Here is a 23571-nt window from a genome sequence, read left to right as displayed (position 1 = left end):
GGCGTGAATCCCGCTGCAGTGCAGTGGATTCGGGTGAACAGCACTGCGGCTCAGACCGCTGCGGTCGCCCGCTTCCCGAGATTCGCGGGCATGCGCGAGTATCCGTGCAACGTGAACAGCGGCCGCCGCTCCGGCGCGCCCGCCAGGGACATCTCCGGGAAGCGGTCGAAGAGGGCGCGCAGCGCGTAGGTGGCTTCCATGCGGGCCAGGCTCGCGCCCAGGCAGGTGTGGATGCCGCTGGAGAAACTCAAGTGGTCCTTGGCATTCGGGCGCGTGATATCGAAGCGATCGGGCTCCTCGAACACCTGGGGATCACGATTGGCGCCGGCCAGCGAGGTGACGATCACGCTGCCCTTGCGCAGCGTGACACCGGCGATCTCGATATCGCACAGCGCGGTGCGCGCGGTGATCTGCACCGGTGCGTCGAACCGCAGCACCTCCTCCACCGCCTGCGGCCACAGCTCCGGTTCCGCGCGCAGCCGCGCCAGTTGTTCCGGATGCGCCAGCAGCTGCACCACGCCATTGCCGATGAGGTTGACGGTGGTCTCGAAGCCCGCGCCCATGAGCAGGCTCGCGGTGGCCTTGAGCTCCTCGTCGTCGAGATCGCCCGCGGTGACCAGACTGCTCAGGATGTCGTCGCCGGGCTCCCGGCGCAGCTGGGCGAGGTGCCGATCCAGATAGTCGTCCATATCGAACATGGCCGTCGCCGCGTGCCGCCAGGTGCGCCAGGAGATGCCGAAGTCCAGCAGCGGGCTCGCCGCATCACCCCAGCTCAGGAACTGCGCGCTGGATTCGCGTGGGAAGCCCAGCATTTCGGCGATGATGGCGATCGGCACCTGCGCGGCGTAATTCTCGATCAGATCGGCGGAACCGTCGGCGGGCAGCGCCTCGAGCAGTTCGGCGGTCACCGATTCCACCCGATCGCGCAACCGGCCGATCGCCCGCGGGGTGAACGCGGCGGAGACCGATTTGCGCATGCGGGTGTGCTCCGGCGGATCGAGCACCAGCATGGACGGCGGCTGCACCGGATTCGCCGGCAGCGGCGCCGCGTCGATTCGCCGCCGCGCCGCCGACGGCATCTCGAAGCCCTGCGCGCCGAAGATGCCGAAACGGTTGTCGCGCAGAATGGCCCGGCTCAGCTCGTAGTCCGCGGTCGCCCAGGCGATCGGACTGCGCACCAGTCGCCCGCGCCCGCGCAGCTCCTCGAGGTACGGGTACGGATCGCGTAGTCCGTCGGCGCTGCCGACCAGTCGCGCGAACGGATCACCGCGCCGGGCCTGCACGCGTATCACGTACCGCGGCGTGCCCTGCTCCACAATCCATCGAAACCAGTACCGCGGGCTCATCATCGCTGACTCCCTTGTTGTCGGGTAGCTCCACCGTACGGAAATCCGCTGGGGTGAAAAAGGTCCCGAAGGGGGAGCCGGGACTCCTACCGTGGCAGGAGTCAGGAACGCTGGGCGGTCACCTTTTCCGAGGCGATGCGGCGCTCGCGGGTGGCCGGATCGGGGTGGGCTACCTGCACCAGGGAAGCGCCCGAGGCCAATACGGCCACGAGGCCGTCGATCAATTCGGCCGGGGTTTCCCACGACGTGCTCGACAGCACCCGGTCCTCGGCGGTGAAACCCTGGCGGGAGGCCGACTTCCGCGCCTGTTCGAACACCTCCGACACCGACATTCCGTCCAGTGCGCAGCCGATGCCGCTCGGGCGGAACTGGTCGCCGTGCACCCGCACCGCGGTCGCGTAGTCGGTGACGCCGATCGGCAACTCGCGCACCGGCAGGCCCATCGGATCCAGGGACAGCGCGGCCACCTCCGGAATATCGCCCGCCTCGTCGATGCGATCGGCGGTCACCAGCGCCAGCTCGGCATCCGGGTCCGCGTGCAGCACCACCTCGACACCGGCCCACCAGCAGCCGAGCAGGACCGCCGCGGTCTGCCAGTGCGCGGGTAGCAGCACCGCCACCCGCGAACCGCGGGAGAGGCCGAATTCGTCGCGAATCATATTGGCGGTCTTGGCCGCCCAATTGGCCAGCGTCAGCGCCGAGAGTTCGATCCGGGCGCCGGTGGCGTCGTCGTAATAGGTGATGCGCGGGCCCGCGGGATCGCGGGCGAGGATGGGGTCGAGTACCGCTTCGGTGAGGGTCTCGGTCAGTTCACGCATTTCGGTCCGTTCTTACCGGCATCGATGGGTGGAGCTGGCGGGACCGGCGTCATGGTGGTCGAGGAGCTCGTGAAATCCAGCTGGTTACCGGTCGCCGAACCGGGACCAGCGTAGTCACCGGCCAGCACCACGCGGACCGCCCCCTCCGCCATGCCGTCCTGTTTGATGACCGGCAGTCCGCCCAGCACCCCGGCCACCGCGCGCGCGTTCGCATCACTGCTGCTGCCCGCCAGCACCCGGCTGCTCTGAATCGGCCCGCCGATCCAATTGTCCACCGTGCCGGTGCGGAAACCCTTGCCCGCCAGCGCCTGCCCCACCTGTCCGGCCAGGCCGCCGGTACCGCTGGCGTTGTAGAGATCCACGGTGACGGTCGACGGATCGACACCGCCCGTCGTCTCCGGCGGACTGCCGTCGATGGTCTTGGCGACGTACTTCTGCACCGCGACCGGATCGACGCGCACCACCGATTCACCGTTCTCGGTCCAGCCGTTCAGATCCTTGACCGGAATGGTCTCGAACTTCACCTGCCCCGCGGACAGGTCCTGCAGCTCGTGCATGAACGACAGCACATCCCAGCCGTCGTCGAGCACGATGGTGCGGCCCACCGCATCACTGAGATCCTTCAGCCGGCCGGGATTGGTGAGCACCTTGGCGCTGAGCACCTGATGCACCAGCTGCGCCATGTACACCTGCTGGCGCACGATGCGGTCGAGATCGCCGCGCGGCAGTTCGTGCCGCTGGCGCACGAAGCTCAGGGCCTCCGGGCCATTGAGTTTCTGCGGTCCGGCCGGGAAGTCCGCACCGGACATCGGCTCGTACACCGGATTGTTCAGGCAGACATCGACTCCGCCGACGGCATCGGTGAGCAGGACGAAACCGAGCAGGCCGACCTCGGCGTAATGGTCGACGGTGATACCGGTCAGATTGGCGACCGCCTTGATCAGCGCCTGCCGCCCGGCGAGGGTCGAGCGGGTCTCCGCCTCGGCCGGATCGACGCCCTTGTCGACGAGCTTCTGCTGCTCGGTGAATTTCGTGACGCCGAAGGCGGAATTGATCTTGCCCATGCCCAGGCCGGGAATGTCCACATAGGAATCGCGGGGAATCGAGATGGCCGTTGCCGATTGACCGTTATTGGGCACCCGAATCAAAACGATGGTGTCGGTATTGAGGCCCACCTCATCACCGGCGTGCAGCATGGCTCGCTCATCCTCGGAGAGCGGATTGCCGTGTGCGTCGGTGCGGGCGTCGATGCCGACCATGAGAATGTCCACCGCGCCGTCCGAGCCCCCACCCAGGCCCAGATCGCTGATCCGCTCGATGCTCGACACCAGCTGATCCACGCTGTGCCAGCCCATTCCGGTCACCACCAGCACCAGCGCCGCCGCCGCGACCGCGAACGCGCGCAGCGGATTCGCGCGATGCCGCGCCGCCCACGACCCCCGCGCCGGGCGACGCGAAGGTAGCGGTGCGGATGCTCTCGTGGTGTCCGGCAACCCCTGCTTCCTCTCCAGTGTTCGGCCGACCACACCCCGCAATCGGGGCGGCGTCGTTGGAATACCCCCATAGGCAGGCTAGACGCGCGGCCGGACATGTCCGTGTAGCCGACGCTCAGTGAGTCGTGCCGCATTGCCGGTGCGCAGGGCATTACCGCAGGTGGAGGCGAAGGTGCGGGAGCGGTGTCCGGCATGCCACACTGACCGCCGTGACTTCTGCCTCCCTGGATCCCGGCTCCGAACGGCTCGTGGTGACGGGTGCGCGGGGACAGTTGGGCCGGGCGCTGCTGCGCCTGGCGCCCGATGCCCGTGGTTACGGCCGCGATGAACTCGACATCACCGATCTGGAAGCGGTTCGCGCCGTGCTGAATCCGGGTGATGTGGTGCTCAACTGCGCGGCCTACACCGCGGTGGATCAGGCCGAGACCGACGTCGACGCGGCATTCGCGGTGAATGCGAGCGGTCCGGCCGTGCTCGCCGCGGTCTGCGCCGCGATCGGCGCCGACCTCGTGCACGTCTCCACCGATTACATTTTTCCCGGTAGTGCGGACCGTCCGTACGAGCCGAACGATCTCGCCGGTCCCACCACCGTTTACGGTCGCTCCAAATTAGCTGGTGAGCAGGCCGTCCTCGATCTCGCCCCGGATTCCCGGATCGTCCGCACCGCCTGGGTCTATACCGGCGCGGGCTCCGACTTCGTCGCGACCATGCGCAGGCTCGAGCGCGAACGGGACACCGTCACCGTTGTCGCGGACCAGATCGGATCGCCCACGTACGCACCGGATCTGGCCGCGGGGCTCGTGGAGCTGGCTGGGCGGCTGCCGGATTCGACGCGATTCGACTCCTCGGAGGCGCCAGGGCGACGCCCGATTCCGCGAATTCTGCACGCCACCAATGCCGGACAAGCCAGTTGGTTCGAACTGGCGCGTGCCGTATTCGCCGGAATCGGCGCCGATCCGGAGCGTGTACTGCCCTGTAGCACCGCGGATTTCCCGAGACCCGCTCCGCGCCCGGCATATTCGGTCCTTTCGGGCAAAACGTGGGTATCGGCCGGGCTCAGCCCCCTGCGGGAATGGGAGCGGGCGCTGGACGACGCACTCACTTCCATCTCCGACTAGGCTGAGCGCCCGTGAGCCCCTCGGATTCTGTCGGACGACCGTCACTGGCCGTCGTCACGGTGACCTACTCGCCCGGTGAGCACCTCGAACACTTCATCAGCACGCTAGCCACCGCGACCGGCGAGAAGCCGCAGGTCATCCTCGCCGACAACGGCTCGGTGGACGGCGTGCCGGAGTTGGTCGCCGAAGCCAATGCCCATGTCCGGCTGCTGCGCACCGGCGGCAATATCGGGTACGGCGGCGCCATCAATCGCGCTGTCACCGAAATCGACCCGGACATCGAATTCATCATCATCGTCAATCCCGATATCCGCTGGGGTACCGATTCGATCGATGAACTCCTGGCCGCCGCCCGCCGCTGGCCCCGCGCCGGCGCCCTGGGCCCCAAGGTGCTGGAACCGGACGGCAGCCTCTACCCGTCCGCGCGTTCGGTGCCCGGCCTGGCCGACGGCGCCGGGCACGCCATCCTCGGCACGGTGTGGCCCGGCAACCCCTGGACCCGGCGATACCGGCAGGAGAACGAGCAGATCTCCGAGCGCACCGTCGGCTGGCTCTCGGGTTCCTGCCTGCTGGTGCGCCGCGCCGCCTTCGACGCCATCGACGGATTCGACTCCCGGTACTTCATGTACATGGAGGATGTGGACTTCGGTGATCGCATGGGCAAGGCGGGCTGGCACAATGTTTTCGTGCCGTCCGCGGAGGTCACGCACGCCAAGGGACATGCCGCCGGACGCCATCCGGAGACCATGCTGCCGGCCCACCACGCCAGCGCTTACCGTTTCCAGGCAGATCGGCATCCACACTGGTGGCAGGCTCCGCTGCGCGTCGCACTGAAGGCCGGACTTGCGATCCGCTGCAGGCTTGCGGTTCGATCCGCACTGCGCGAACGCGATGCTCTGCACGCCGAGGGCGCGACCAACTGACCACCCGACAACAGGGGAGAGAATGGCGAACAGCGGCAGTACTGCCGGGTCGACGGATGCGGTAATCCTGGTCGGAGGCCAGGGCACCCGCCTGCGGCCACTGACCCTGTCCGCTCCCAAACCGATGTTGCCGACGGCCGGTCTGCCGTTCCTGCAGCATCTGCTGGCCCGCATCGCCGCGGCCGGCATCACGCACGTCGTCCTCGGCACCTCCTACAAGGCGGAGGTGTTCGAGGATCACTTCGGCGACGGTTCCGAGCTCGGGCTGGAACTCGAGTACGTGACCGAGACCGAGGCGCTGGGCACCGGCGGCGGTATTCGCAATGTGCTGCCGAAACTGCGGGCCGACACCGTCATGGTGTTCAACGGCGATGTGCTCGGCGGCACCGATCTCAACGGCGTGCTGGAAACCCATCACGCCAGCAATGCCGATGTCACCCTGCACCTGGTGCGGGTCGGCGATCCGCGGGCCTTCGGCTGCGTGCCCACCGACGAGACCGGGCGGGTGACCGCATTCCTGGAGAAGACCCAGGATCCGCCGACCGATCAGATCAATGCCGGGTGCTACGTCTTCCGCCGCGAATACATCGAGAAGATCCCCGCGGGCCGCCCGGTCTCGGTGGAACGCGAGGTCTTCCCGGCGCTGCTCACCGAGGGCGCGCACATCCAGGGTCATGTGGATACCGCGTACTGGCGCGATATGGGCACCCCCGAGGACTTCGTCCGCGGCTCCGCCGATCTCGTGCGCGGCATCGCCCCCTCGCCCGCACTGTCCGGTCAGCGCGGCGAATCCCTCGTGCACCCCAGCGCGGGTGTGGCTCCCGGCGCCCTGCTCATCGGCGGCACGGTCGTCGGCCGGGGCGCCGAGGTCGGGGCGGGCGCACGCCTCGACGGCGCCATCCTTTTCGACGGCGCCCGCGTGGAAGCCGGTGCCACCGTGGAACGTTCGATCGTCGGCTTCGGCGCCCGCATCGGTCCGCGCGCCCTCGTGCGTGACGGCGTGATCGGCGACGGCGCCAGCATCGGCGCGCGCTGCGAGCTGCTGCGCGGGGCCCGGGTCTGGCCCGGCGTGGACATCCCCGACGGCGGCATCCGCTTCTCCACCGACGTATAAAGCAGCACACCGTGAATCGGCCGCTCTCAACAGAGGGCGGCCGATTCACGTATGGCGAGCCACCTCCGTCCGGAGGGCGGCGCGCCGTAAAGGGTGGGGCAGATGTTGTCTGGAGTGTTGCGGTGATAACACTGGGGTCATGACATTGTGGCCTGATCCGGAAGTCGCAGCGGCGGTCAAGGGATGGGCGACCAGGTCGCCGGCCGTGGATGCGGGGGAATATCTGCAGATACGGGCCATGATCAACGGGTTGACGCACGGGGTGGTGACCCCGGCCGGGGCGGAGGTCACCGTGCTGGAGCGCACGGTGGCGGCCGAGGATGGCTACGAGATTGCGGTGCGGCTGTACCGCGGTATGGGCGAGGTGTCCACCGGGGCGCTGCTGTATGTGCATGGGGGCGGCGGGATTTCCGGGACGCTCGACGGGTACGACCGGCTGTGCCGGTACTACGCGGCCGAGGCGGGGATTCAGATCGTGGCCGTGGACTATCGGCTCGCGCCCGAGCATCCGCATCCGGCCGGGGTGTCGGACACCTACGCCGTGCTGGGCTGGCTGGCCGAGCACGCGGGCGAATGGGGGATCGATCCCGAGCAGATCGGGATCGGGGGCGACTGTGCCGGTGGCGGTATCGCCGCGGGTGTCGCGCTGCTGGCGCGGGATCGGAGCGGGCCGGCGCTGGCCCTGCAAATGCTGGTCTGCCCGATGCTGGACGATCGGAATACCGTGTCCGATCCGGCGATTGCGCCCTTCAGCACCTGGACCTACGAATTCAATCGCACCGCGTGGCGCGCCCGGCTCGGTGATCTGGCGGGCACCGATGCGGTGCCCGCCTACGCGGCTCCGGCGCGCGCGGCCGAATTGGCCGAGTTACCAAGAGCTTTCATCGAGGTCGGGGACCTCGATATCTTCCGCGACGAAGCCCTCGACTATGCGCGGCGGTTGGTGACGGCGGGAACCCATGTGGAAGCGCATCTTTGGCCGGGGCTGCCGCACAACTACGACGCGGTGGGCGCGAAAACGCCAGCGGCCCGGCGGGCGCTGGCGGTTCGGATCGGGTTCCTCGCGACCCTGCTGGACTGATCGTTCAGACGGCCCACTTCTCCGGGTTCAGGTGGTACTGAACCAGGGCGTTGGCGTGGCCGTGACCCATGTTGTGCTCGGTCTTCAGCAGATTCACCAGGTCTTTGTTGGAGGCGCTTCCGGTCGCGCGGAGCAGGGCGAACCATTCTTCGACGGGGCGGCCGTACTTCGCTTCGATGGAGGGGAAGTACGAGGCCGGGCCGTGGGGCGTGGTCGCCATGGTGTCGCTCCTTCGTGTGCGGTGTTATCGAAGTAGACGATCGCGGTTCGCCGAATTCATCCCACCGTGACGGGGCTCACACTCGCCGCCGTGAGGGGAGCGGTGCGACGCTCGCGGAGCAGCAGGACTCCGGTGAGCAGTACCAGCGCGGCGGTGAGGCCGTGCACGCCGAAAGCGGTTGCGGTGGAACCGTGGTAGCTCAGCACGGTGATCATGTCGCCGATCGGGGTGAGGGCGACGACCAGCATGGTGATGCCCAGGGCGAAGCGCTGGCGGGCGGCCAGCAGGGCGAGGATGAGAATGCCGGAGACGGTATCGCGAATGCCCTTGAGATTCATGAACGCCGCGGCATCGCCGTGCGGCCATTCCGGGAGGCCGAAGCCGGTGGCGATGGTCTGCGGCGTGAGGAGGTAGCTGATGCCGATGTAGAGGATGAAGGCCGCGCCGATGAGGGACAGGGCGGTGGCGATGCGGTTCCGAGTCATGATCTGTGCTCCATAATCTAGCGCTGCTAACTGATGTGGACAACGCTAGAACATGCATGGGTAGTTTGTCTAGCGATGCTAGTATTTGTTCATGAGCGCCATACAGACCCGTAAGGAACGCGAACGCGCCGACCGCCATCAGCGCATCATCGATGCCGCCCGCGAACTGGCCGAAACCGAGGGCTGGGAGGCGGTGACCATTCGCCGCCTGGCCGATGCCATCGAATACAGCCAGCCCGTGCTCTACGGCCACTTCTCCGGCCGGGACGCCATCGTGACCGCGGTCGCCGAACAGGGCATCGGTGAATTCGCCGTGATCACCAGGGCGGTCCGGGAGGCCGCCGACACCCCGCTGGCCGCCCTCACCGCGGTCGCGGAGGGCTATCTCGCCTTCGCCCGCGACAATGCCGCGCTCTACGACGCCATGTTCCTGCTGCGCACCAATCTGAAATTCGGTGACGAGGCCGGGCAGCCGCTCAAGGACGCCTTCAAGGAACTGGCCCTCACCTTCGCCCCCTTCGCCCCGCCGCACGATGTCGAGACCTTCACCGAGGTCGCCTGGAGTGCCCTGCACGGTCTGGCCACCCTGGATCGAGGCGGCCGCCTGCGGCCCGACTTTCGTAGTCAGCGACTGGACATTCTCATCGACCAGTGGGCGCACTGAGCGCCTGGCCGACTGAGCGGGCCGCGGGCTTCGTCACGATCGGGCCGTCGCCCGGCGGCCGCGCCTAGGCTGTGATCATGGCTGACGCGGTGGTGGTCGGATCGGGGCCCAATGGGCTTGCGGCGGCGGTGATTCTGGCCCGGGCGGGGCTCGAGGTGCAGGTCTACGAGGCCTCGGACGCGATCGGCGGCGGCTGCCGGACCGGGGAGGTCACGCTGCCGGGGTTCCGGCACGATCTGTGCGCGGGCGCGCATCCCATGGCGGTGGCGTCACCGTTCTTCCGCGCCTTCGATCTGGCCGCGCACGGGGTGGAACTGCTTGCTCCGCAGGTCTCCTACGCGCATCCGCTCGACGGCGGGCATGCCGGGCTGGCATGGCGTGATCTCGAACAGACCGTGGACGGGCTGGGCCGCGACGGCGGTTCCTGGCGGCGGCTCTTCGGGCCGCTGGTGCGGGACTGGGAGGGTCTGGTCGCGCTGGGGATGTCGGATCTGCGGCATCCGCCGCTGGATCCGGTGGTGGGTGTGCGCTTCGCCCGCCGCCTCATCGAACAGTCGACGCCCCTGTGGAATCTGCGTTTTCGCGAGGAGCTCGCACCGGCGCTGCTGACCGGCATTGCCGCACATGCCATTCGGCCGCCGCAGGGCATTCCGGGCGCCGGGGTCGCCCTGCTGCTCGGCACGCTCGCGCATGTGCGCGGCTGGCCCGTTCCGAAGGGCGGCAGTCAGGCCATCAGCGATGCGCTCGCCGCCGATCTGCGCAGGCACGGCGGACGCATCAGCACCGGGCATCGGATCGACTCGATCGACGAATTCGGTGATGTGCGAGCCGTTCTGCTCGATCTCGCCCCCGCCGAACTGCAGCGCATCGCCGCCGACCGCCTGCCGGGCCGGTACTCCCGGGCGCTGGGGAACTTCCGCTACGGCGGTGCGGCCTGCAAGGTCGATTTCGCGCTCTCCGGGCCGGTGCCGTGGCAGGCGCGTGGTTGTGAGCGGGCGGGGACCCTGCATCTGGTCGGCGCCCGCGCCGAGGCGGTCGCCGCCGAAAAGGCCGTGGCCGCAGGACAACACGCGGACCGTCCGTACGTGCTCGCCATTCAACCCGGCGTGGTCGACCCCACCCGGGCGCCCGCCGGGCAGCACACCTTCTACACCTATGCCCATGTGCCGAACGGTTCCACCCGGGATATGACCGAGGCGATCACCGCGCAGGTGGAGCGTTTCGCCCCCGGCTTCCGCGATCTTGTCCTCGCCACCCGCGTGCAGACCGCCGCCAGGATGCCCGCGCACAATGCCAACTACATCGGCGGCGATATCTCCGCCGGCGCAATGACCCTGCGCCAGACCGTCTTCCGCCCCGCCCCGCGCTGGAACCCGTACCGCACCCCGCTCCCCGGCGTCTACCTCTGCTCCTCCGCCACCCCGCCCGGCCCCGGCGTGCATGGCATGAACGGCTACTACGCCGCCCGCCACGCCCTGCGCCGCGAATTCGGCGTCCACACCGACCCGCTGGAATTGCTCGCCGCCACGACGCCCTGAAACCGTTACGCTGCGGAAATGGCCGGATATTCGGGTACGCCGCTGGCTCGCAAGCTCGGGATCAAGGAGGGGAGCCGGGTGCTGTTGTCCGGTGCGCCTGCGGGATTCGAGCTCGACGAACTGCCTGGAGGCGCCACACAAACCCGGCGCGCGGGGGCCGGGCCGTATGACGTGATCCTCGGGTTCTGCCCCGATCAGGCCACGCTGATCGGCAAGTTCGCGGGGTGGCGGGCGCGGCTCGCGATCGATGGCGGGTTGTGGATCGCGTGGCCGAAGAAGTCCGGTGGGATGAGCACCGACCTCGATGACACTGTGGTGCGGGAGTACGGGCTCGCGCAGGGTCTGGTCGACAACAAGGTGGCGGCGATCGATGCCACCTGGTCCGGACTGCGGTTCGTGGTGCGGCTGGCCGACCGCTAGGTCTGTGCGGGCTGGGTGCGGTAGAGGTCCGGCTCCAGGTAGATGACGCGGGCGGCCGGAACCGCCGCGCGGACACGGGCTTCCGCATCGTCGATGGCGGCCGCGATATCGGCGATCTCGAGCCCGGGGACGATGGCGATCTTGGCGGCCACCAGCATCTCCTCGGGGCCGAGGTACTGGGTGCGCAGATGGATGAGACTGTCGATGCGCTCATCGTCGACGAGCTGCGCGCGAATGGCGCGATCCTCTTCCGGGGTGGCGCCCTCACCGATGAGCAGGCTCTGCATTTCGATGATCAGGATGACGGCGATGACGCCGAGCAGGATGCCGATGGCCAGGGTGCCGATGCCGTCCCACACCGGTTCGCCGGTGAGCTCGGTCAGGCTGATGGCCACGAAGGCGAAGATCAGGCCGATGAGTGCGCCGGAGTCCTCCAGCAGCACCACCGGCAGCTCCGGATTGCGGGAGTTGCGGATGAACCGCCACCAGCTCGCATCGCCCTTGAGCGGCTTGGACTCTCGCATGGCGGTGGTGAAGCTGTAGCCCTCCAGAAGGATGGCGACACCGAGAATGCCGACCGCCACCCACGGGTTGGTCAGCTTCTCCGGATGCTCGATCTTGTGGATGCCCTCGTAGATCGCGTACACCGAGCCGAGCGCGAAGATCACCAGCGCGACCACGAACGAGTAGAAGTAGCGATTGCGGCCGTAGCCGAACGGGTGCAATTGGTCGGCCTGCTGTGCGGCGCGGCGCTGACCCAGGAGAAGCAGACCCTGATTGGAGGTGTCCGCCACCGAGTGCACGGCCTCGGCCAGCATGGACGCCGATCCGGTAATGGCCGCGCCGATGAACTTCGCCACCGCGATACCGGCATTGGCGCTGAGCGCCGCCAGGATCGCCTTCTTACCGCCACCCGCTGACAATGTGCCGTCCCTCCGAACCGTTGTCCGTTTTGTCGTAAAACGTGCTTGGGGAGACAGCCTACCCAGGCCGGGCTCAGTCCTCGTCGACCGTCGCGCAGAACAGTTGCGCCGCATCCCCGATGGCCTGCGCGCGAATATCGCCGTCGGCCGCGGAGATCCAGGCGGCATGGCCGCATTCGACCCGCAGCACCTGCCCGCCGAGGAACAGCCGGACCGTGCCGTGGGTGCACAGCACGATGCCGGGCCCGGAGCGCGGCACCGCAATCGGCTCCGATCCGGGGGTCAGCTCATAGCGGCTGAGCGCGAATTCGGGTGCGGGCGTGTGGTACTGGAACACGCCCGCACCCAGCACCTCCGGCTCGATGATCGGCAGATCCAGGGGTTCGAAATCCAGCACCCGCAGCAGTTCCGGCACATCCACGTGCTTGGGCGTGAGCCCGCCGCGCAGCACATTGTCGGAATTGGCCATGATCTCCACGCCGACGCCGCGCAGGTACGCGTGCAGATTCCCGGCGGCCAGGAACAGGCCCTCACCGGGTTCGAGGGTGATCCGGTTCAGCAGCAGCGCGGCGAGCGTCCCGGCATCACCGGGATAGGCCTCCGCCAGTTCCAGCAGGGTCCGCACCTCGGCGGTGAATTCCCGGCGCGAACCATTGGCTCCGGCATCGCGTTCGGACAGATAGTGCACGCAGCCGTCCAGCACCTTGGGCAGCAGCATGCTCAGGCTCGCCTGCGGCAGTGCGATCCAGGTGGTGAACAGGGTGCGCAGCCCGGCCGAATCCGGTTGTGCGGCCAGCAGTCCCGCATACGGCTCCAGCTCCGGCACCTCGAGCGCCCGCAGCAGTCGCACGGTGCGCATCGGATCGCGGAAGCCCGCGAGCGCCTCGAACCGGTCCAGTGCCACCACGAGTTCCGGTTTGTGGTTCTCGTCGCGGTAATTGCGCATGGGGGAGTCGAGGGAGATGCCGGCGTGGTTCTCCCGCTGAAAACCGTTGCGCGCCTGTTCGAGACTGGGATGCGCCTGTAGCGACAGCGGTTCCTCGGCGGCGAGGATCTTCAGCAGGAACGGCAGCCGGCCGTCGAATTCGCCCGCGACCGAACCGAGTTCGCGCTGCGGGTCGGCGCTGACCACCTCCAGCAGCGATTGGCTGTGCCCGTTGATCCGCACCTGTGCGGGATCGGCGGGGTGCGCGCCGAACCAGAGTTCGGCCTCCGGATGCGCGGAAGGAACCGGTCGTCCGCACAGCTGAGCTAGCGCGGTGCGCGAGCCCCAGGCGTAGGAACGCAGCGCACCAACGAGTTCGTGCACTAGTAACGTCCCCCGTCATAGCGTCCCTGGGCGGAGGCCGGACGCGAGAGTAGTCGCAGATACGCGGCCGACATCTCCAGCCGAAGCGACAGCACCGCAAGCTGTTCCAGCTCACCGCCGCGCGCGGGCGGCACCGGCTGACCGGCTTCGAGCGCATGCACGGCGGCGGCTTCCGCATCGACGTTCACCAGGTCGACATCGACCAGACCGGCGTCGGAACCGAAGACCGCGAGGCGTCGCCGCGCGGCCACCTGGTCCTGGTCGGCGCTCAGTACGAAGATCCGCACCTGCTCCACCGGGGCCGGGCCGTCCAATTGCTCGTCATGGAAGAGCGGATCGAAACCGGGTACGGACACGCCTGCAGCTTCCACCAGTCGACCATGCGCCGCAACGGTTTCCGCAAGGTTGGCAGCGGCGGTGATCTGCCCGGCGGCGGCCAGCAGCACTTCGGAGCCGTGTTCGGCGAGAATCGCGGCGGCGGGCGAATCGCCCGACAGCACCATGCGCTTGCGCTGCTGCATACGGGTGGCGAGGGTCTTGGCCGGATTGTGGAACGCCTCGTGCTGCGGACCGTCCCGCAGTGCCTCGGCATCGAGCAGATCGGCGAGCGCGTCCAATTCCGGTAGCAGCGGCCCGGTGCGATTGGGGTCGATCGCGGCCACCACCGCGATGCCGACGGCCAGATAGCGCAGCAGCCGATTGTGATCGAGGACCCGGACCCGCGGCGGCAGCATGGTCGCGCGGCCGGCGGCGGCGGCGCGCAGCGGTCCCTCGTCGGGTGCGGCGACCACGACCTCCGCACCGCGGCGCACCGCGAAATCGATGGCCTCGGCCAGGCGCGGATCGCCGGCGTCATCGCCCGCCACCAGCACCACATCCAGGGGCCCGACCCACGGCGGAATCGAGGTGACCGCCACCAGCGGCATACTCGTCCGGTCCCCGAGGGCGGCCACCAGCAGTGCGGCGGCACGGGCGGCGCGCCCGCTGCCGGAGAGCATGACCAGGCTGCGCGGTCTTAGATCCGTCAGCCGGGTCAGCGCGTTTTCGGCCAAGGCCGCGGCGGTCGCGCGTACCAGCGCGCCGCCGGATGCGGCGCTGCGCAAGGTCCCTCCGGCGTCGGCCGCTTCCAGCGAGGCGACGTCATCGAGGTCGAGTACAGGTGTCCCAGCGATCATCGGGCGTTGCCACCTCCCCTCATCGGGTCACCAGACGCTGGTGAATCCAAGCTCTGTGATTCCACTATTCCAGTCAGGCGCGGACGATGCTCAGGATCTCGGTGACGAGTTGGTCTACTTCGTCCTGCGATCGTGCTTCGACGTTGAGCCGCAGCAGCGGTTCGGTATTCGAGGCACGCAGATTGAACCAGGCACCGTCGGGCAGTTGCACGGTCACGCCGTCCAGCCGGTCCACCGACTGGGCCCGCGTGCCGAACGCTTCGAGAACCGCCATGGTCCGCTCCTTCGCATCAGCCACTGTGGAGTTGATCTCTCCGGAGGCCGCATACGTTGCATACGCGGACGCGAGTTCGGACATCGGCCGGTCCTTCGCACCGAGGACGGCCAGCACGTGCAGGGCGGCCAGCATGCCGGAATCGGCGCCCCAGAAGTCCCGGAAGTAGTAGTGCGCGGAATGCTCGCCGCCGAAGATCGCACCGGTGGAGGCCATCTGCTGCTTGATGAACGAGTGGCCCACCCGGGTGCGCACCGCATTGCCGCCGAGTTCGGCGACCAGCTCCGGCACGGCGTGCGAGGTGATCAGATTGTGGATGATGGTCGCGCCCGGCTCCTTGGCCAGTTCGCGCTCGGCCACCAGGCCGGTGATGGCCGACGGCGATACCGGGTCGCCCTTCTCGTCCACCACGAAGCAGCGGTCGGCATCGCCGTCGAAGGCCAGGCCGATATCGGCGCCGGTCTTGCGGACGTAGTCCTGCAGATCCACCAGATTCTTCGGATCCAGGGGATTGGCTTCGTGATTGGGGAAATTGCCGTCGAGCTCGAAGTAGAGCGGCTCGATGATGTACTGCGGCAGCGTGCCCAGCACGGCGGGCACCGTGAAGCCGCCCATGCCGTTGCCGGCGTCCACGGCGATGCGCAGCGGGCGCGAGTCGCTCAGATCGACGAGCTTGTGCAGATAGGCCGCGTAGGCGGCGAGCAGATCCTGTTCGGTGGCGGTGCCGCGCGGGCCGTCGTAGGCCGGGACGCCGGCGATGACCTCGTCGGCGATGGTGCGCAGCCCGGTGTCCTGGCCGACCGGCAGCGCCTTGGCCCGGCACATCTTGATGCCGTTGTACTTCGCGGGATTGTGCGAGGCGGTGAACATGGCGCCGGGGCATTCGAGATGGCCGGAGGCGAAGTACAGCCCGTCGGTGGACGCGAGGCCGATCTGGACCACATCCAGGCCCTGTGCGAGCACGCCCTCGGCGAAGGCGGCGGCCAGTTCGGGGGAGGAGTCGCGCATATCGTGGCCGATCACGACCTGCTTCGCACCCTCGGCGCGCATCAGCCGGGCGAAGGCGGAGGCCACATCCGCGACGAATGCCGCGTCGATTTGTTCGCCGACCACCCCGCGGACGTCATATGCCTTGATGACTGCATTTACGGACTCGGCGGAGCGTGGCTCTGTCATGCCGAACACACTAGTAGCTGTGTCCTGCAAGGTGAATTCGGTGTTGCCGCGCATGTCCGGAGCTTTGCGCTCTAGTTGGGCGGATCGGGTAGGACACGTAGGTGACCGCGTCTGCCGGTGCGATTGGGGCGCTGCTGGGAGGGCGGGTAGTCGGAGTAGCTGCGCGGATCGGGTTCCGGTGTGCGGCGGCGTAATCCGGCTTCGCGGACGGCCTCGGCCAGTGCGGTCAGATCGTCGTCGTCGGGGGTGCTGCTGGAAAACCCGCCCTCGTGCTTGACGAGTTCCCACCCCTTCGGCGCGGTGATCCGGGAGGCGTGCGTTTCGCACAGATCCCAGGAGTGCGGTTCGGCGACCGTGACGAGCGGACCGACCACCGCCATCGAGTCCGAGTACACATAGGTGAGCGTCGCAACAGCCGGATTCTTGCAACCTGGACGGCAGCAACGACGCATGGGAATCACGCCATGCAGGGTAACCCTCCGGGGGCTCCGACGGGGATAGACACGCTCAACGTGGCGGTCCTCACCCGGATCTGAATCGGTAACCATCCACTTGCGACCGGGCCACGCTCCCCGCACGACACGCGCCGACGCAGGCCGGGCGATCGATTGGAGCTAGATTCGTGTCATGACCCGTTCACGTAAGAGGCGACCGCCCACCGCGCGGTCGGTCATCCGTCGCGGGCGGGGTGTGCGCGGGCCGATGCTGCCGCCGACGGTGCCTGCCCGCCGCACCCGCGGCCAGCAGTTCGACCGGTTGGTGCTGGAGGCCTTCGCGCCCCTGGAGAGTCGCTGGCACGATCAGCTCACCAAGCTGGATATCGCGGTGGATGATGTGCCGAAAATTCGTCCGCTGCACCCGGATTCGGTGACCTGGCCGGACGAGGTCGTCGCCGACGGCCCGGTGCCCCTGTCCCGCCTCATCCCGGCAGGGGTGGACCGTTACGGCCAGGCGACCCGGGCCCGCGTGGTGCTGTTCCGCAAACCGCTGGAACTGCGCGCGGGTGATCCGGATGATTTGGTGGACCTGCTGCGCGAAGTTCTCGTTCAGCAGATCGCCACCTACCTCGGAGTCGACCCGGATGTGATCGACCCCGAGCCCGAGGAGTGAAGCTCCCCCGCCTCTCCGCGACTCCAGCGCCGGGCTGAGGAGCTACGACAGTCCCATTCGCGTGCCGCCGGTTCGGAGCCCCCTCGGTTCTGGACGTCCCCGATGAGTTACCCGGACCTCGCGAAATCAGTTGTCGCGGAGAAGCATTAAATTATGCCGCGCTTCAGGCGACGGCGCTCACGTTCGCTGAGGCCGCCCCAGATGCCGAAGCGCTCATCGTTGGCGAGGGCGTAGTCGAGGCATTCGTCGCGGACTTCACAGCCCATGCAGATGCGCTTGGCCTCACGGGTGGAGCCGCCCTTCTCGGGGAAGAACGCCTCCGGATCGGTCTGAGCGCAGAGCGCCCGTTCTTGCCACTGCTCGGCTTCGGTCATCGCGCGACCGCCGCGTGAAAAACTGTCGAACGCTTCATCAGTGCCCGTGACGATCAGGCTCAGGCGTGGTGGTTCGGGCTGATATTGCGCCCGCGCCCACTGACCGCCCCCCGGCCGTATCGTCATCGGTTCACCCCCCTCGAGTCCGTTCCATGTGTCGGCGCAGAAATCAGGAGCTGCGCCAGCTGTGGAATCGGTTTGCGATACACCGCCTGGAAAATTCGACGGGGCCAGCTCATCGGCCATCGCTCCGCCTCCTCACTGTGTGTTAGCGCAGAATGATTAATCCGTCGGAACCGATCCCACCGACGGCCCAACACCGCGACGTAGTCCCGCGGCCATCCCCGAGCTGTTCGCCACTCCGATGATACGAACGCATGTTCGAAAAGCCGTCCGCGCCTTGAGCTCTCGCGCGGACCCGGAATGACATGCCTGTGATTAGACACGCCGGGCGCGGTGGTGGTCAAGCTGCCGAAGCTATTCCGTTACCATCTGCGACCCGCTTCGGCAAGGTATCCGCAGATCAAACAGCAAATTCACAGCAAATATCTAGTGAGGCAAATTCGCACCCGAAACGCATAGGCTGTGCGGATGTGACTCGAGAACAAGCGGACACCGCCCCCGGCACCGGTCTGCGGATCGCGGTATTGGTCGGCGGAGTGGGCGGCGCGCGGTTCCTGCAGGGCGTGCGAGAACTGGTCCCCGGCGCCGAAGTAACGGCGATTGTGAACGTCGGCGACGACGTCTGGATGCACGGCCTACGGATCTGCCCGGATTTGGACACCTGCATGTACACGCTGGGTGGCGGCATCGATACTGAACGCGGCTGGGGCCATGCGAACGAGACCTGGAACGCCAAGGAGGAGCTGGCGAAATACAACGCTCAGCCCGATTGGTTCGGCCTGGGTGATCGCGATATCGCCACCCACCTCATTCGCACCGAAATGTTGCGTCAGGGTTACCCCCTTTCGGCGGTGACCGAGGCCCTCTGCAACCGGTGGCAGCCGGGTGTGAAGCTGCTGCCCGCCACCGACGACAGGTCTGAAACACACGTCGTTATCGCGGACCCGGAGAACCCTGGCGAACGTCGCGCGATCCATTTCCAAGAGTGGTGGGTGCGCTACCGGGCGAACGTTGAGACCCATGGATTCGTGACTATTGGGGCAGACCAAGCAAAACCCGCCCCCGGTGTGACCGAAATCATAGCGGCCGCGGACGCCGTTCTGCTGGCTCCTTCGAACCCCGTTGTGAGCGTCGGTTCCATCCTCGCGGTGCCCGGAATTCGCAGTGCGCTGCGCACCACCGATGCCAGGGTGATCGGCCTGTCCCCGGTGGTCGGTGGAAAGCCGTTGCGCGGCATGGCCGATGAATGCCTCTCCGTCATCGGCGTGGAGACCACCGCCGAAGCGGTCGGCAACTACTACGGCGCGCGCAGTGCCACCGGCATTCTGGACGGGTGGCTGGTGCACAGCACCGATACCGCCGACGTCCCCGGCGTCGAGGTCCGCAGTGTGCCGCTGCTCATGTCCGATCCCGCCGCCACCGCCGAAATGGTGCGGGAGGCCCTGGACATCGCCGGCGTGAAACCTTGAGTGCTGGGAGTGAATTCGTGAGTACCGAACCGAACGCCTCGCTGCCCGAGGTAGCACTGCCCGAGGTAGCGCGGCCTGAGGTAGCGCTGCCTGATCAGGTAGTGCGGCCCGATCACGCCTCGGGCGGCGAGCTGAGCATTCGGCCGATCCTCGGTCTGCCGGAATTCCGGCCCGGCGACGATATCGCCGAACATATTGCGGCACAGGCCCCCTGGCTGCAGGACGGTGATGTGCTGGTGGTGACCAGCAAGATCGTGTCCAAGGTGGAGGGGCGCATCGTCGCGGCCCCGGCCGATCCCGACGCGCGGGACGCGGCCCGGCGCGAGCTGGTGCTGCAGGAGGCCGTGCGGGTGCTGGCGCGCAAGAACCGCACCCTCATCACCGAGAGCCGGCTGGGCATCGTGCAGGCCGCCTCCGGGGTGGACGGGTCGAATGTCGAGCAGGGCGAATTGGTGCTGCTGCCGGTCGATCCCGATGCCAGTGCGAAGGCCCTGCGCGCCGCCCTGGCCGAACGCCTGGGCGTGCGGGTGGCCGTGGTCATCACCGACACCATGGGGCGCGCCTGGCGCAATGGCCAGATCGATGCGGCCATCGGCGCTTCCGGGCTGCGGGTGCTGCACGATTACGACGGCGCGATCGACCGGCAGGGCAATGAACTGCACGTCACCCTCGTGGCGATCGCCGATGAACTGGCGGCCGCCGCGGATCTGGTGAAGGGCAAGCTCGGTGCGGTGCCGGTCGCGGTGGTGCGCGGGCTCGACTACGCCGACGACGGGTCCTCCGCGGCGGATCTGCCGCGCCGCGGGGTCGACGATCTGTTCTGGCTGGGCACCGAGGAGGCCATCGAACTCGGCCGCGGTCAGGCGCTGCTGATGCGCCGCTCGGTGCGCCAATTCGCGGAAACCCCGGTCGATCCCGACCTCATCCGGGCCGCCGTGGGCGAGGCGCTGACCGCGCCGGCCCCGCATCACACCCGTCCGGTCCGGTTCGTCTGGTTGCGCAAGCGCGGCCTGCGGGATCAGCTGCTCGAGGCCATGGCCGAGAAGTGGCATGCGGATCTGTCCGCCGACGGTCTGTCGCAGGAGCGTGCGGACAAGCGGGTCGGCCGCGGCCGCATCCTGTTCGACGCACCCGAGGTGATCATCCCGTTCTGCGTGCCCGACGGCGCACACGACTATCCGGACGCGCGCCGCCGCGCCAATGAATCCACCATGTTCAATGTCGCGGTGGGTGCGGCCGTGCAGGGCCTGCTGGTCTCGCTCGCCACCAAGGGCGTGGGCAGCTGCTGGATCGGCTCCACCATCTTCGCCCCCGAGATCACCCGCGAGGTGCTCGGCCTGCCGCAGGACTGGAATCCCTTGGGAGCCATAGCGATCGGCCACCCGCTGGAGCCGCTCGCGCCCCGCGAACCCCGCGAGCCGGGAGTCGGGCTGGTGGAGCTGTGAACCCTGTGATGTCCCGCGGCCTCGTCGGCCGGCCCGCTTGCGGCACCGCGGCAGGCCGAAATGCCACGGCTGCACACAGAACAACCGCTGCGCGGGGTGCGGTGGCCGGGTGTACGGCAGCGGGAGGGTGCTGGTGAGCGCGGAGTCATTGCACGCGTCGGCACTCGAGTTGCTCGAAACCTGGTCTCCGGCAGCGGGTCCGGATCAGTCGCTGCGGGAGGCCATGCTCGCGTTCCTGGGGTCCGCGCCGCGCGGGTGCCTGCGTGAGCACGCGCCGGGGCATATCACCGCCTCGGCCGTGGTGCTCTCACACGACGGGTCCGAGGTGCTGCTGACGCTGCATCCGCGGGTGGGGCGCTGGATTCAGCTGGGCGGGCACTGCGAGGAGTCCGACGAGTCGGTGGCGGCGGCGGCATTCCGGGAGGCCACCGAGGAATCCGGGATCGCGGACCTGACCCTCGAGCCCGGGCTGTACGGCGCGCAGGCGCATCCGATCACCTGTTCGCTCGGCGTCCCGACCCGGCACCTGGATCTGCTGTTCAAGATCACTGCGCCGAAAGACGCGGTGCCCGTGCGTAGTTCGGAATCCACCGATCTGCGCTGGTGGCCGGTGGACGGATTGCCCGCCGACGCGGACGTCCTGCTGCGCTGACGGCGGTGACCGGTCACCGGATATCGGGGCAGGCTCACATTGATTTCCACCCCGCCGAGCGCCTAGAGTCCGATTCGTAAGACGTTCTCAGGGCGGGGTGGAAATCCCCACCGGCGGTCATGGCGTCCGGCCTATCCGGTACGCACGAGCCCGCGAGCGCCGAGCGGTTCACAACCGCTCGGGTCAGCAGATCCGGTGTGAATCCGGAGCCGACGGTCACAGTCCGGATGAAAGAGAACGCGACGGTTCCGCCGCTCCGCTCTCGCGGGTCGGCGCGTTCGCGTCGTCATGCCCTGGGTGACAACGCGAACAGGAGATAGTCATGTCACCCATTCAGAATTCGGCGGCGGGCCGGATCGCCGTGGTCGCCGCGCGCTGGCACGCGGAGATCGTGAACAAGTCGGTGCAGGCCTGCCGCGCCGGTCTCGCCGAGCACGGCTACCCGGATGTCGATGTGATCGAAGTGCCCGGCGCCTTCGAAATCCCCTTGCAGGCCAAGCGTTTGGCGGCCGGCGGCGAGTACGCCGCGATCGCCGCCTGCGCGCTGGTGGTCGACGGCGGCATCTACCGCCACGACTTCGTGGCCTCGACGGTGGTGGACGCGCTCATGCGGGTGCAGCTCGACACCGATGTGCCGGTGTTCTCCGCGGTGCTCACCCCGCACCACTTCCACGAGCACGCCGAGCATCTGACCTACTACTCCCGTCACTTCGAGGTGAAGGGCGCGGAGCTGGCCAATGCCATTGCCGCCACGCTGAGCATCGGCGCGGTACTGCGCTGACCGGCATCGGCGCGGTACCGCGCCGACAGCAGCGGACCCGCTGCGGCGCAAGGGCATTACGCGGCAGCGGGTCCGGATTCGGTTGGCTCAGACCGGAATAGGGGTTTTCTCGACCGGTACGGCGGGGTTCTCGGCCGGTGTGGCGGCCGGGTTCGCGGCGGGTGCGGCGTCTTCGGTTCCCGCCGGATGGTCCTCCACCATGGCGGTTTCGTCGAACGGCAGCTGCCGGTCCAGCACGGCGCGCATCCGGTCCGGTTCGATGGTTTTCGTCCACGTCCCGATGAGCACCGTGGCCACCGCATTGCCCGAGAAGTTGGTCACCGCACGGGCTTCCGACATGAAGCGGTCGATGCCGACGATCAGGCCGACGCCGTCGAGCAGTTCGGGGCGATGGCTCTGCAGCCCGCCGGCGAGCGTGGCCAGGCCCGCACCGGTGACACCGGCCGCACCCTTGGACGCCACGATCATGAAGACCAGCAGACCCAGCTGTTCGGTCCAGGACAGCGGTTTGTGCATGGCGTCCGCGACGAACAGGGTGGCCATGGTCAGGTAGATGGCGGTGCCGTCCAGATTGAACGAATATCCGGTCGGCACAACAACTCCCACCGTGGTGCGCTCCACGCCCAGATGCTCCATCTTGGCGATGAGCCGCGGCAGTGCGGATTCCGACGACGAGGTGGCCACGATCAACAGGTATTCGCGGGCCAGATAGCGCACCAGCTTGAAGATGGACACTCCGGCGACCGTGCGCAGCAGCACGCCGAGGATGCCGAAGACGAAGACCGCGCAGGTGAGATAGAACGCCACCATGAGCAGTGCCAGCTGCTTCACCGCGTCGAGTCCGGTGCGCGCCACCACATTCGCGATGGCGCCGAACGCGCCGACCGGCGCCAGCCACAGGATCATGGTCAGGATGCGGAACACCAGCTTCTGCAGCAGTGCCACACCGCGCAGCAGGGGTTCACCGGTGCTGCCCATGGCCTGGATGCCGAAGCCGACCAGCAGTGCCACGAACAGCGTCTGCAGCACCTTGCCGCCCGTGAGCGAGGAGACCAGCGTGGTCGGGACGATGTCCTTGACGAAAGTCCAGGTGCCACCGGCACTTTGCGCATCCTTCGCGTACTGGACGGACTCCTTGGCGTGCGCGGCGATATCGAGCCCGCTGCCCGGATGCAGCAGATTGCCGACCACCAGGCCGATGGCCAGGGCCACCGTCGACATGATCAGGAAGTACCCGATGGCCATGCCGCCGATCTTGCCGACCCGCGCCGCCGCCCGCACCGATCCGATGCCGAGCACGATGGTGCAGAAGATGACCGGCGAGATCATCATCTTGATCAGATTCACGAACAGGGTGCCGAGCTCGCCCACCGATTTGCCGAAACCCGGTGCGAGCCAGCCGACCAGAATGCCGGCCAGCACCGCCAGGATGACGGCCAGATACAACCAGTGGGTGCGGTCGCGGCGGGAGGCCGCCGGTGTATCGCTCGGTGGGGCCGGATGGCCCGGTGATAGTGCAGTGCTCATGGCTGTCGTGTCC

General features: G+C 67.9%; 24 protein-coding genes and 1 riboswitch. Of the genes, 12 read left to right on the top strand and 12 right to left on the bottom strand.

The genetic code is table 11. The features are described 5' to 3' along the window. Nucleotides 1–50 precede the first annotated feature (50 nt). From OG326_RS37585 to OG326_RS37575, 3 genes are all read right to left on the bottom strand, one after another. Nucleotides 51–1346, bottom strand: a complete 1296-nt coding sequence (locus tag OG326_RS37585) for a cytochrome P450 (protein WP_442791087.1) — start codon at nucleotides 1344–1346, stop codon at nucleotides 51–53. Between the two features lie 101 nt (nucleotides 1347–1447). Next, a complete protein-coding gene (locus OG326_RS37580; RefSeq protein ID WP_327141858.1) occupies nucleotides 1448–2164 on the bottom strand; it encodes a TIGR03089 family protein in 717 nt (238 codons plus the stop codon). Continuing rightward, a complete protein-coding gene (locus tag OG326_RS37575) occupies nucleotides 2152–3519 on the bottom strand; it encodes an LCP family protein (RefSeq protein WP_327146705.1) in 1368 nt (455 codons plus the stop codon). The genes OG326_RS37580 and OG326_RS37575 overlap by 13 nt, the downstream gene beginning before the upstream one ends. Nucleotides 3520–3866: 347 nt before the next feature. Between OG326_RS37575 and rfbD the strand changes: the two genes are divergently transcribed. The 4 genes from rfbD (at nucleotide 3867) to OG326_RS37555 (ending at nucleotide 7893) form a co-directional block, all read left to right on the top strand. Continuing rightward, on the top strand, nucleotides 3867–4775 hold the full coding sequence (gene rfbD / locus OG326_RS37570) for a dTDP-4-dehydrorhamnose reductase (RefSeq protein ID WP_327141857.1): 909 nt from the start codon (nucleotides 3867–3869) through the stop codon (nucleotides 4773–4775). A gap of 11 nt (nucleotides 4776–4786) precedes the next feature. After that, nucleotides 4787–5698: a glycosyltransferase family 2 protein gene (locus OG326_RS37565; RefSeq protein ID WP_327141856.1), complete on the top strand. Its 912-nt coding sequence runs from the start codon at nucleotides 4787–4789 to the stop codon at nucleotides 5696–5698. 22 nt (nucleotides 5699–5720) lie between these two features. After that, on the top strand, nucleotides 5721–6812 hold the full coding sequence (locus OG326_RS37560) for an NDP-sugar synthase (protein WP_327141855.1): 1092 nt from the start codon (nucleotides 5721–5723) through the stop codon (nucleotides 6810–6812). Between the two features lie 139 nt (nucleotides 6813–6951). Next, the gene (locus tag OG326_RS37555; protein WP_327141854.1) at nucleotides 6952–7893 is read left to right on the top strand and encodes an alpha/beta hydrolase; all 942 of its coding nucleotides are present in this window, start codon (nucleotides 6952–6954) and stop codon (nucleotides 7891–7893) included. 4 nt (nucleotides 7894–7897) lie between these two features. Here the strand turns inward: OG326_RS37555 and OG326_RS37550 are convergent, their stop codons facing one another. Both OG326_RS37550 and OG326_RS37545 read right to left on the bottom strand, forming a co-directional pair. Further along, nucleotides 7898–8113 carry a DUF4287 domain-containing protein gene (locus OG326_RS37550; protein ID WP_327141853.1) on the bottom strand — a complete coding sequence of 72 codons (216 nt, stop codon included), beginning with the start codon at nucleotides 8111–8113 and terminating at the stop codon, nucleotides 7898–7900. A 56-nt stretch (nucleotides 8114–8169) separates the two neighbouring features. Beyond that, on the bottom strand, nucleotides 8170–8598 hold the full coding sequence (locus tag OG326_RS37545) for a DUF4267 domain-containing protein (RefSeq protein ID WP_327141852.1): 429 nt from the start codon (nucleotides 8596–8598) through the stop codon (nucleotides 8170–8172). Between the two features lie 91 nt (nucleotides 8599–8689). On the opposite strand from OG326_RS37545, the gene OG326_RS37540 reads away from it, so the two are divergent. The 3 genes from OG326_RS37540 to OG326_RS37530 all read left to right on the top strand — a co-directional run bounded on the left by OG326_RS37540 (nucleotide 8690) and on the right by OG326_RS37530 (nucleotide 11220). Next, entirely contained in the window at nucleotides 8690–9262 is a 573-nt protein-coding gene (locus tag OG326_RS37540; RefSeq protein ID WP_327141851.1) for a TetR/AcrR family transcriptional regulator, read from the top strand. A 77-nt stretch (nucleotides 9263–9339) separates the two neighbouring features. Beyond that, a complete protein-coding gene (locus OG326_RS37535; protein ID WP_327141850.1) occupies nucleotides 9340–10800 on the top strand; it encodes a phytoene desaturase family protein in 1461 nt (486 codons plus the stop codon). A gap of 18 nt (nucleotides 10801–10818) precedes the next feature. Then, on the top strand, nucleotides 10819–11220 hold the full coding sequence (locus OG326_RS37530) for a DUF3052 domain-containing protein (RefSeq protein WP_327141849.1): 402 nt from the start codon (nucleotides 10819–10821) through the stop codon (nucleotides 11218–11220). Here OG326_RS37530 and OG326_RS37525 read toward each other — a convergent pair. The 5 genes from OG326_RS37525 to OG326_RS37505 form a co-directional block, all read right to left on the bottom strand. Beyond that, nucleotides 11217–12143: a cation diffusion facilitator family transporter gene (locus tag OG326_RS37525; RefSeq protein WP_327141848.1), complete on the bottom strand. Its 927-nt coding sequence runs from the start codon at nucleotides 12141–12143 to the stop codon at nucleotides 11217–11219. The genes OG326_RS37530 and OG326_RS37525 overlap by 4 nt on opposite strands. Before the next feature lie 73 nt (nucleotides 12144–12216). Further along, nucleotides 12217–13452 (bottom strand): mannose-6-phosphate isomerase, class I, encoded by a 1236-nt coding sequence (gene manA, locus OG326_RS37520; RefSeq protein WP_327141847.1) that lies wholly within the window; start codon nucleotides 13450–13452, stop codon nucleotides 12217–12219. Then, a complete protein-coding gene (locus tag OG326_RS37515; RefSeq protein WP_327141846.1) occupies nucleotides 13452–14627 on the bottom strand; it encodes a tobH protein in 1176 nt (391 codons plus the stop codon). The genes manA and OG326_RS37515 overlap by 1 nt, the downstream gene beginning before the upstream one ends. A gap of 73 nt (nucleotides 14628–14700) precedes the next feature. Beyond that, entirely contained in the window at nucleotides 14701–16077 is a 1377-nt protein-coding gene (locus tag OG326_RS37510; protein ID WP_327141845.1) for a phosphomannomutase/phosphoglucomutase, read from the bottom strand. A gap of 71 nt (nucleotides 16078–16148) precedes the next feature. Next, nucleotides 16149–16529 carry a DUF3499 domain-containing protein gene (locus OG326_RS37505; RefSeq protein WP_442791086.1) on the bottom strand — a complete coding sequence of 127 codons (381 nt, stop codon included), beginning with the start codon at nucleotides 16527–16529 and terminating at the stop codon, nucleotides 16149–16151. Between the two features lie 175 nt (nucleotides 16530–16704). Here OG326_RS37505 and OG326_RS37500 point away from each other — a divergent pair, with 175 nt between their 5' ends. Further along, on the top strand, nucleotides 16705–17187 hold the full coding sequence (locus tag OG326_RS37500) for a metallopeptidase family protein (RefSeq protein WP_297616778.1): 483 nt from the start codon (nucleotides 16705–16707) through the stop codon (nucleotides 17185–17187). A gap of 146 nt (nucleotides 17188–17333) precedes the next feature. On the opposite strand, the gene OG326_RS37495 is transcribed toward OG326_RS37500, so the two are convergent. Further along, nucleotides 17334–17561 carry a WhiB family transcriptional regulator gene (locus tag OG326_RS37495; RefSeq protein WP_297616836.1) on the bottom strand — a complete coding sequence of 76 codons (228 nt, stop codon included), beginning with the start codon at nucleotides 17559–17561 and terminating at the stop codon, nucleotides 17334–17336. A gap of 632 nt (nucleotides 17562–18193) precedes the next feature. Between OG326_RS37495 and cofD the strand changes: the two genes are divergently transcribed. The 4 genes from cofD to OG326_RS37475 all read left to right on the top strand — a co-directional run bounded on the left by cofD (nucleotide 18194) and on the right by OG326_RS37475 (nucleotide 22031). Then, entirely contained in the window at nucleotides 18194–19153 is a 960-nt protein-coding gene (gene cofD / locus OG326_RS37490) for a 2-phospho-L-lactate transferase (RefSeq protein WP_327146704.1), read from the top strand. A gap of 86 nt (nucleotides 19154–19239) precedes the next feature. After that, nucleotides 19240–20598, top strand: a complete 1359-nt coding sequence (locus tag OG326_RS37485; RefSeq protein ID WP_327146703.1) for a coenzyme F420-0:L-glutamate ligase — start codon at nucleotides 19240–19242, stop codon at nucleotides 20596–20598. A 133-nt stretch (nucleotides 20599–20731) separates the two neighbouring features. Continuing rightward, entirely contained in the window at nucleotides 20732–21250 is a 519-nt protein-coding gene (locus OG326_RS37480) for an NUDIX hydrolase (RefSeq protein WP_327141843.1), read from the top strand. A 79-nt stretch (nucleotides 21251–21329) separates the two neighbouring features. Then, a riboswitch (FMN riboswitch) is annotated at nucleotides 21330–21493 on the top strand. Between the two features lie 79 nt (nucleotides 21494–21572). Beyond that, nucleotides 21573–22031, top strand: coding sequence for a 6,7-dimethyl-8-ribityllumazine synthase (locus OG326_RS37475; protein ID WP_327141842.1), 459 nt, complete (start codon nucleotides 21573–21575; stop codon nucleotides 22029–22031). A gap of 87 nt (nucleotides 22032–22118) precedes the next feature. Here the strand turns inward: OG326_RS37475 and OG326_RS37470 are convergent, their stop codons facing one another. Next, entirely contained in the window at nucleotides 22119–23558 is a 1440-nt protein-coding gene (locus OG326_RS37470) for a cation:dicarboxylate symporter family transporter (RefSeq protein WP_327141841.1), read from the bottom strand. Nucleotides 23559–23571: the final 13 nt, after the last annotated feature.

This window comes from Nocardia sp. NBC_01327, assembly GCF_035958815.1.
Lineage (GTDB): Bacteria > Actinomycetota > Actinomycetes > Mycobacteriales > Mycobacteriaceae > Nocardia.
Note: the sequence above shows the minus strand (reverse complement) of the source record. Positions and strands in the feature narration are given on the sequence as shown.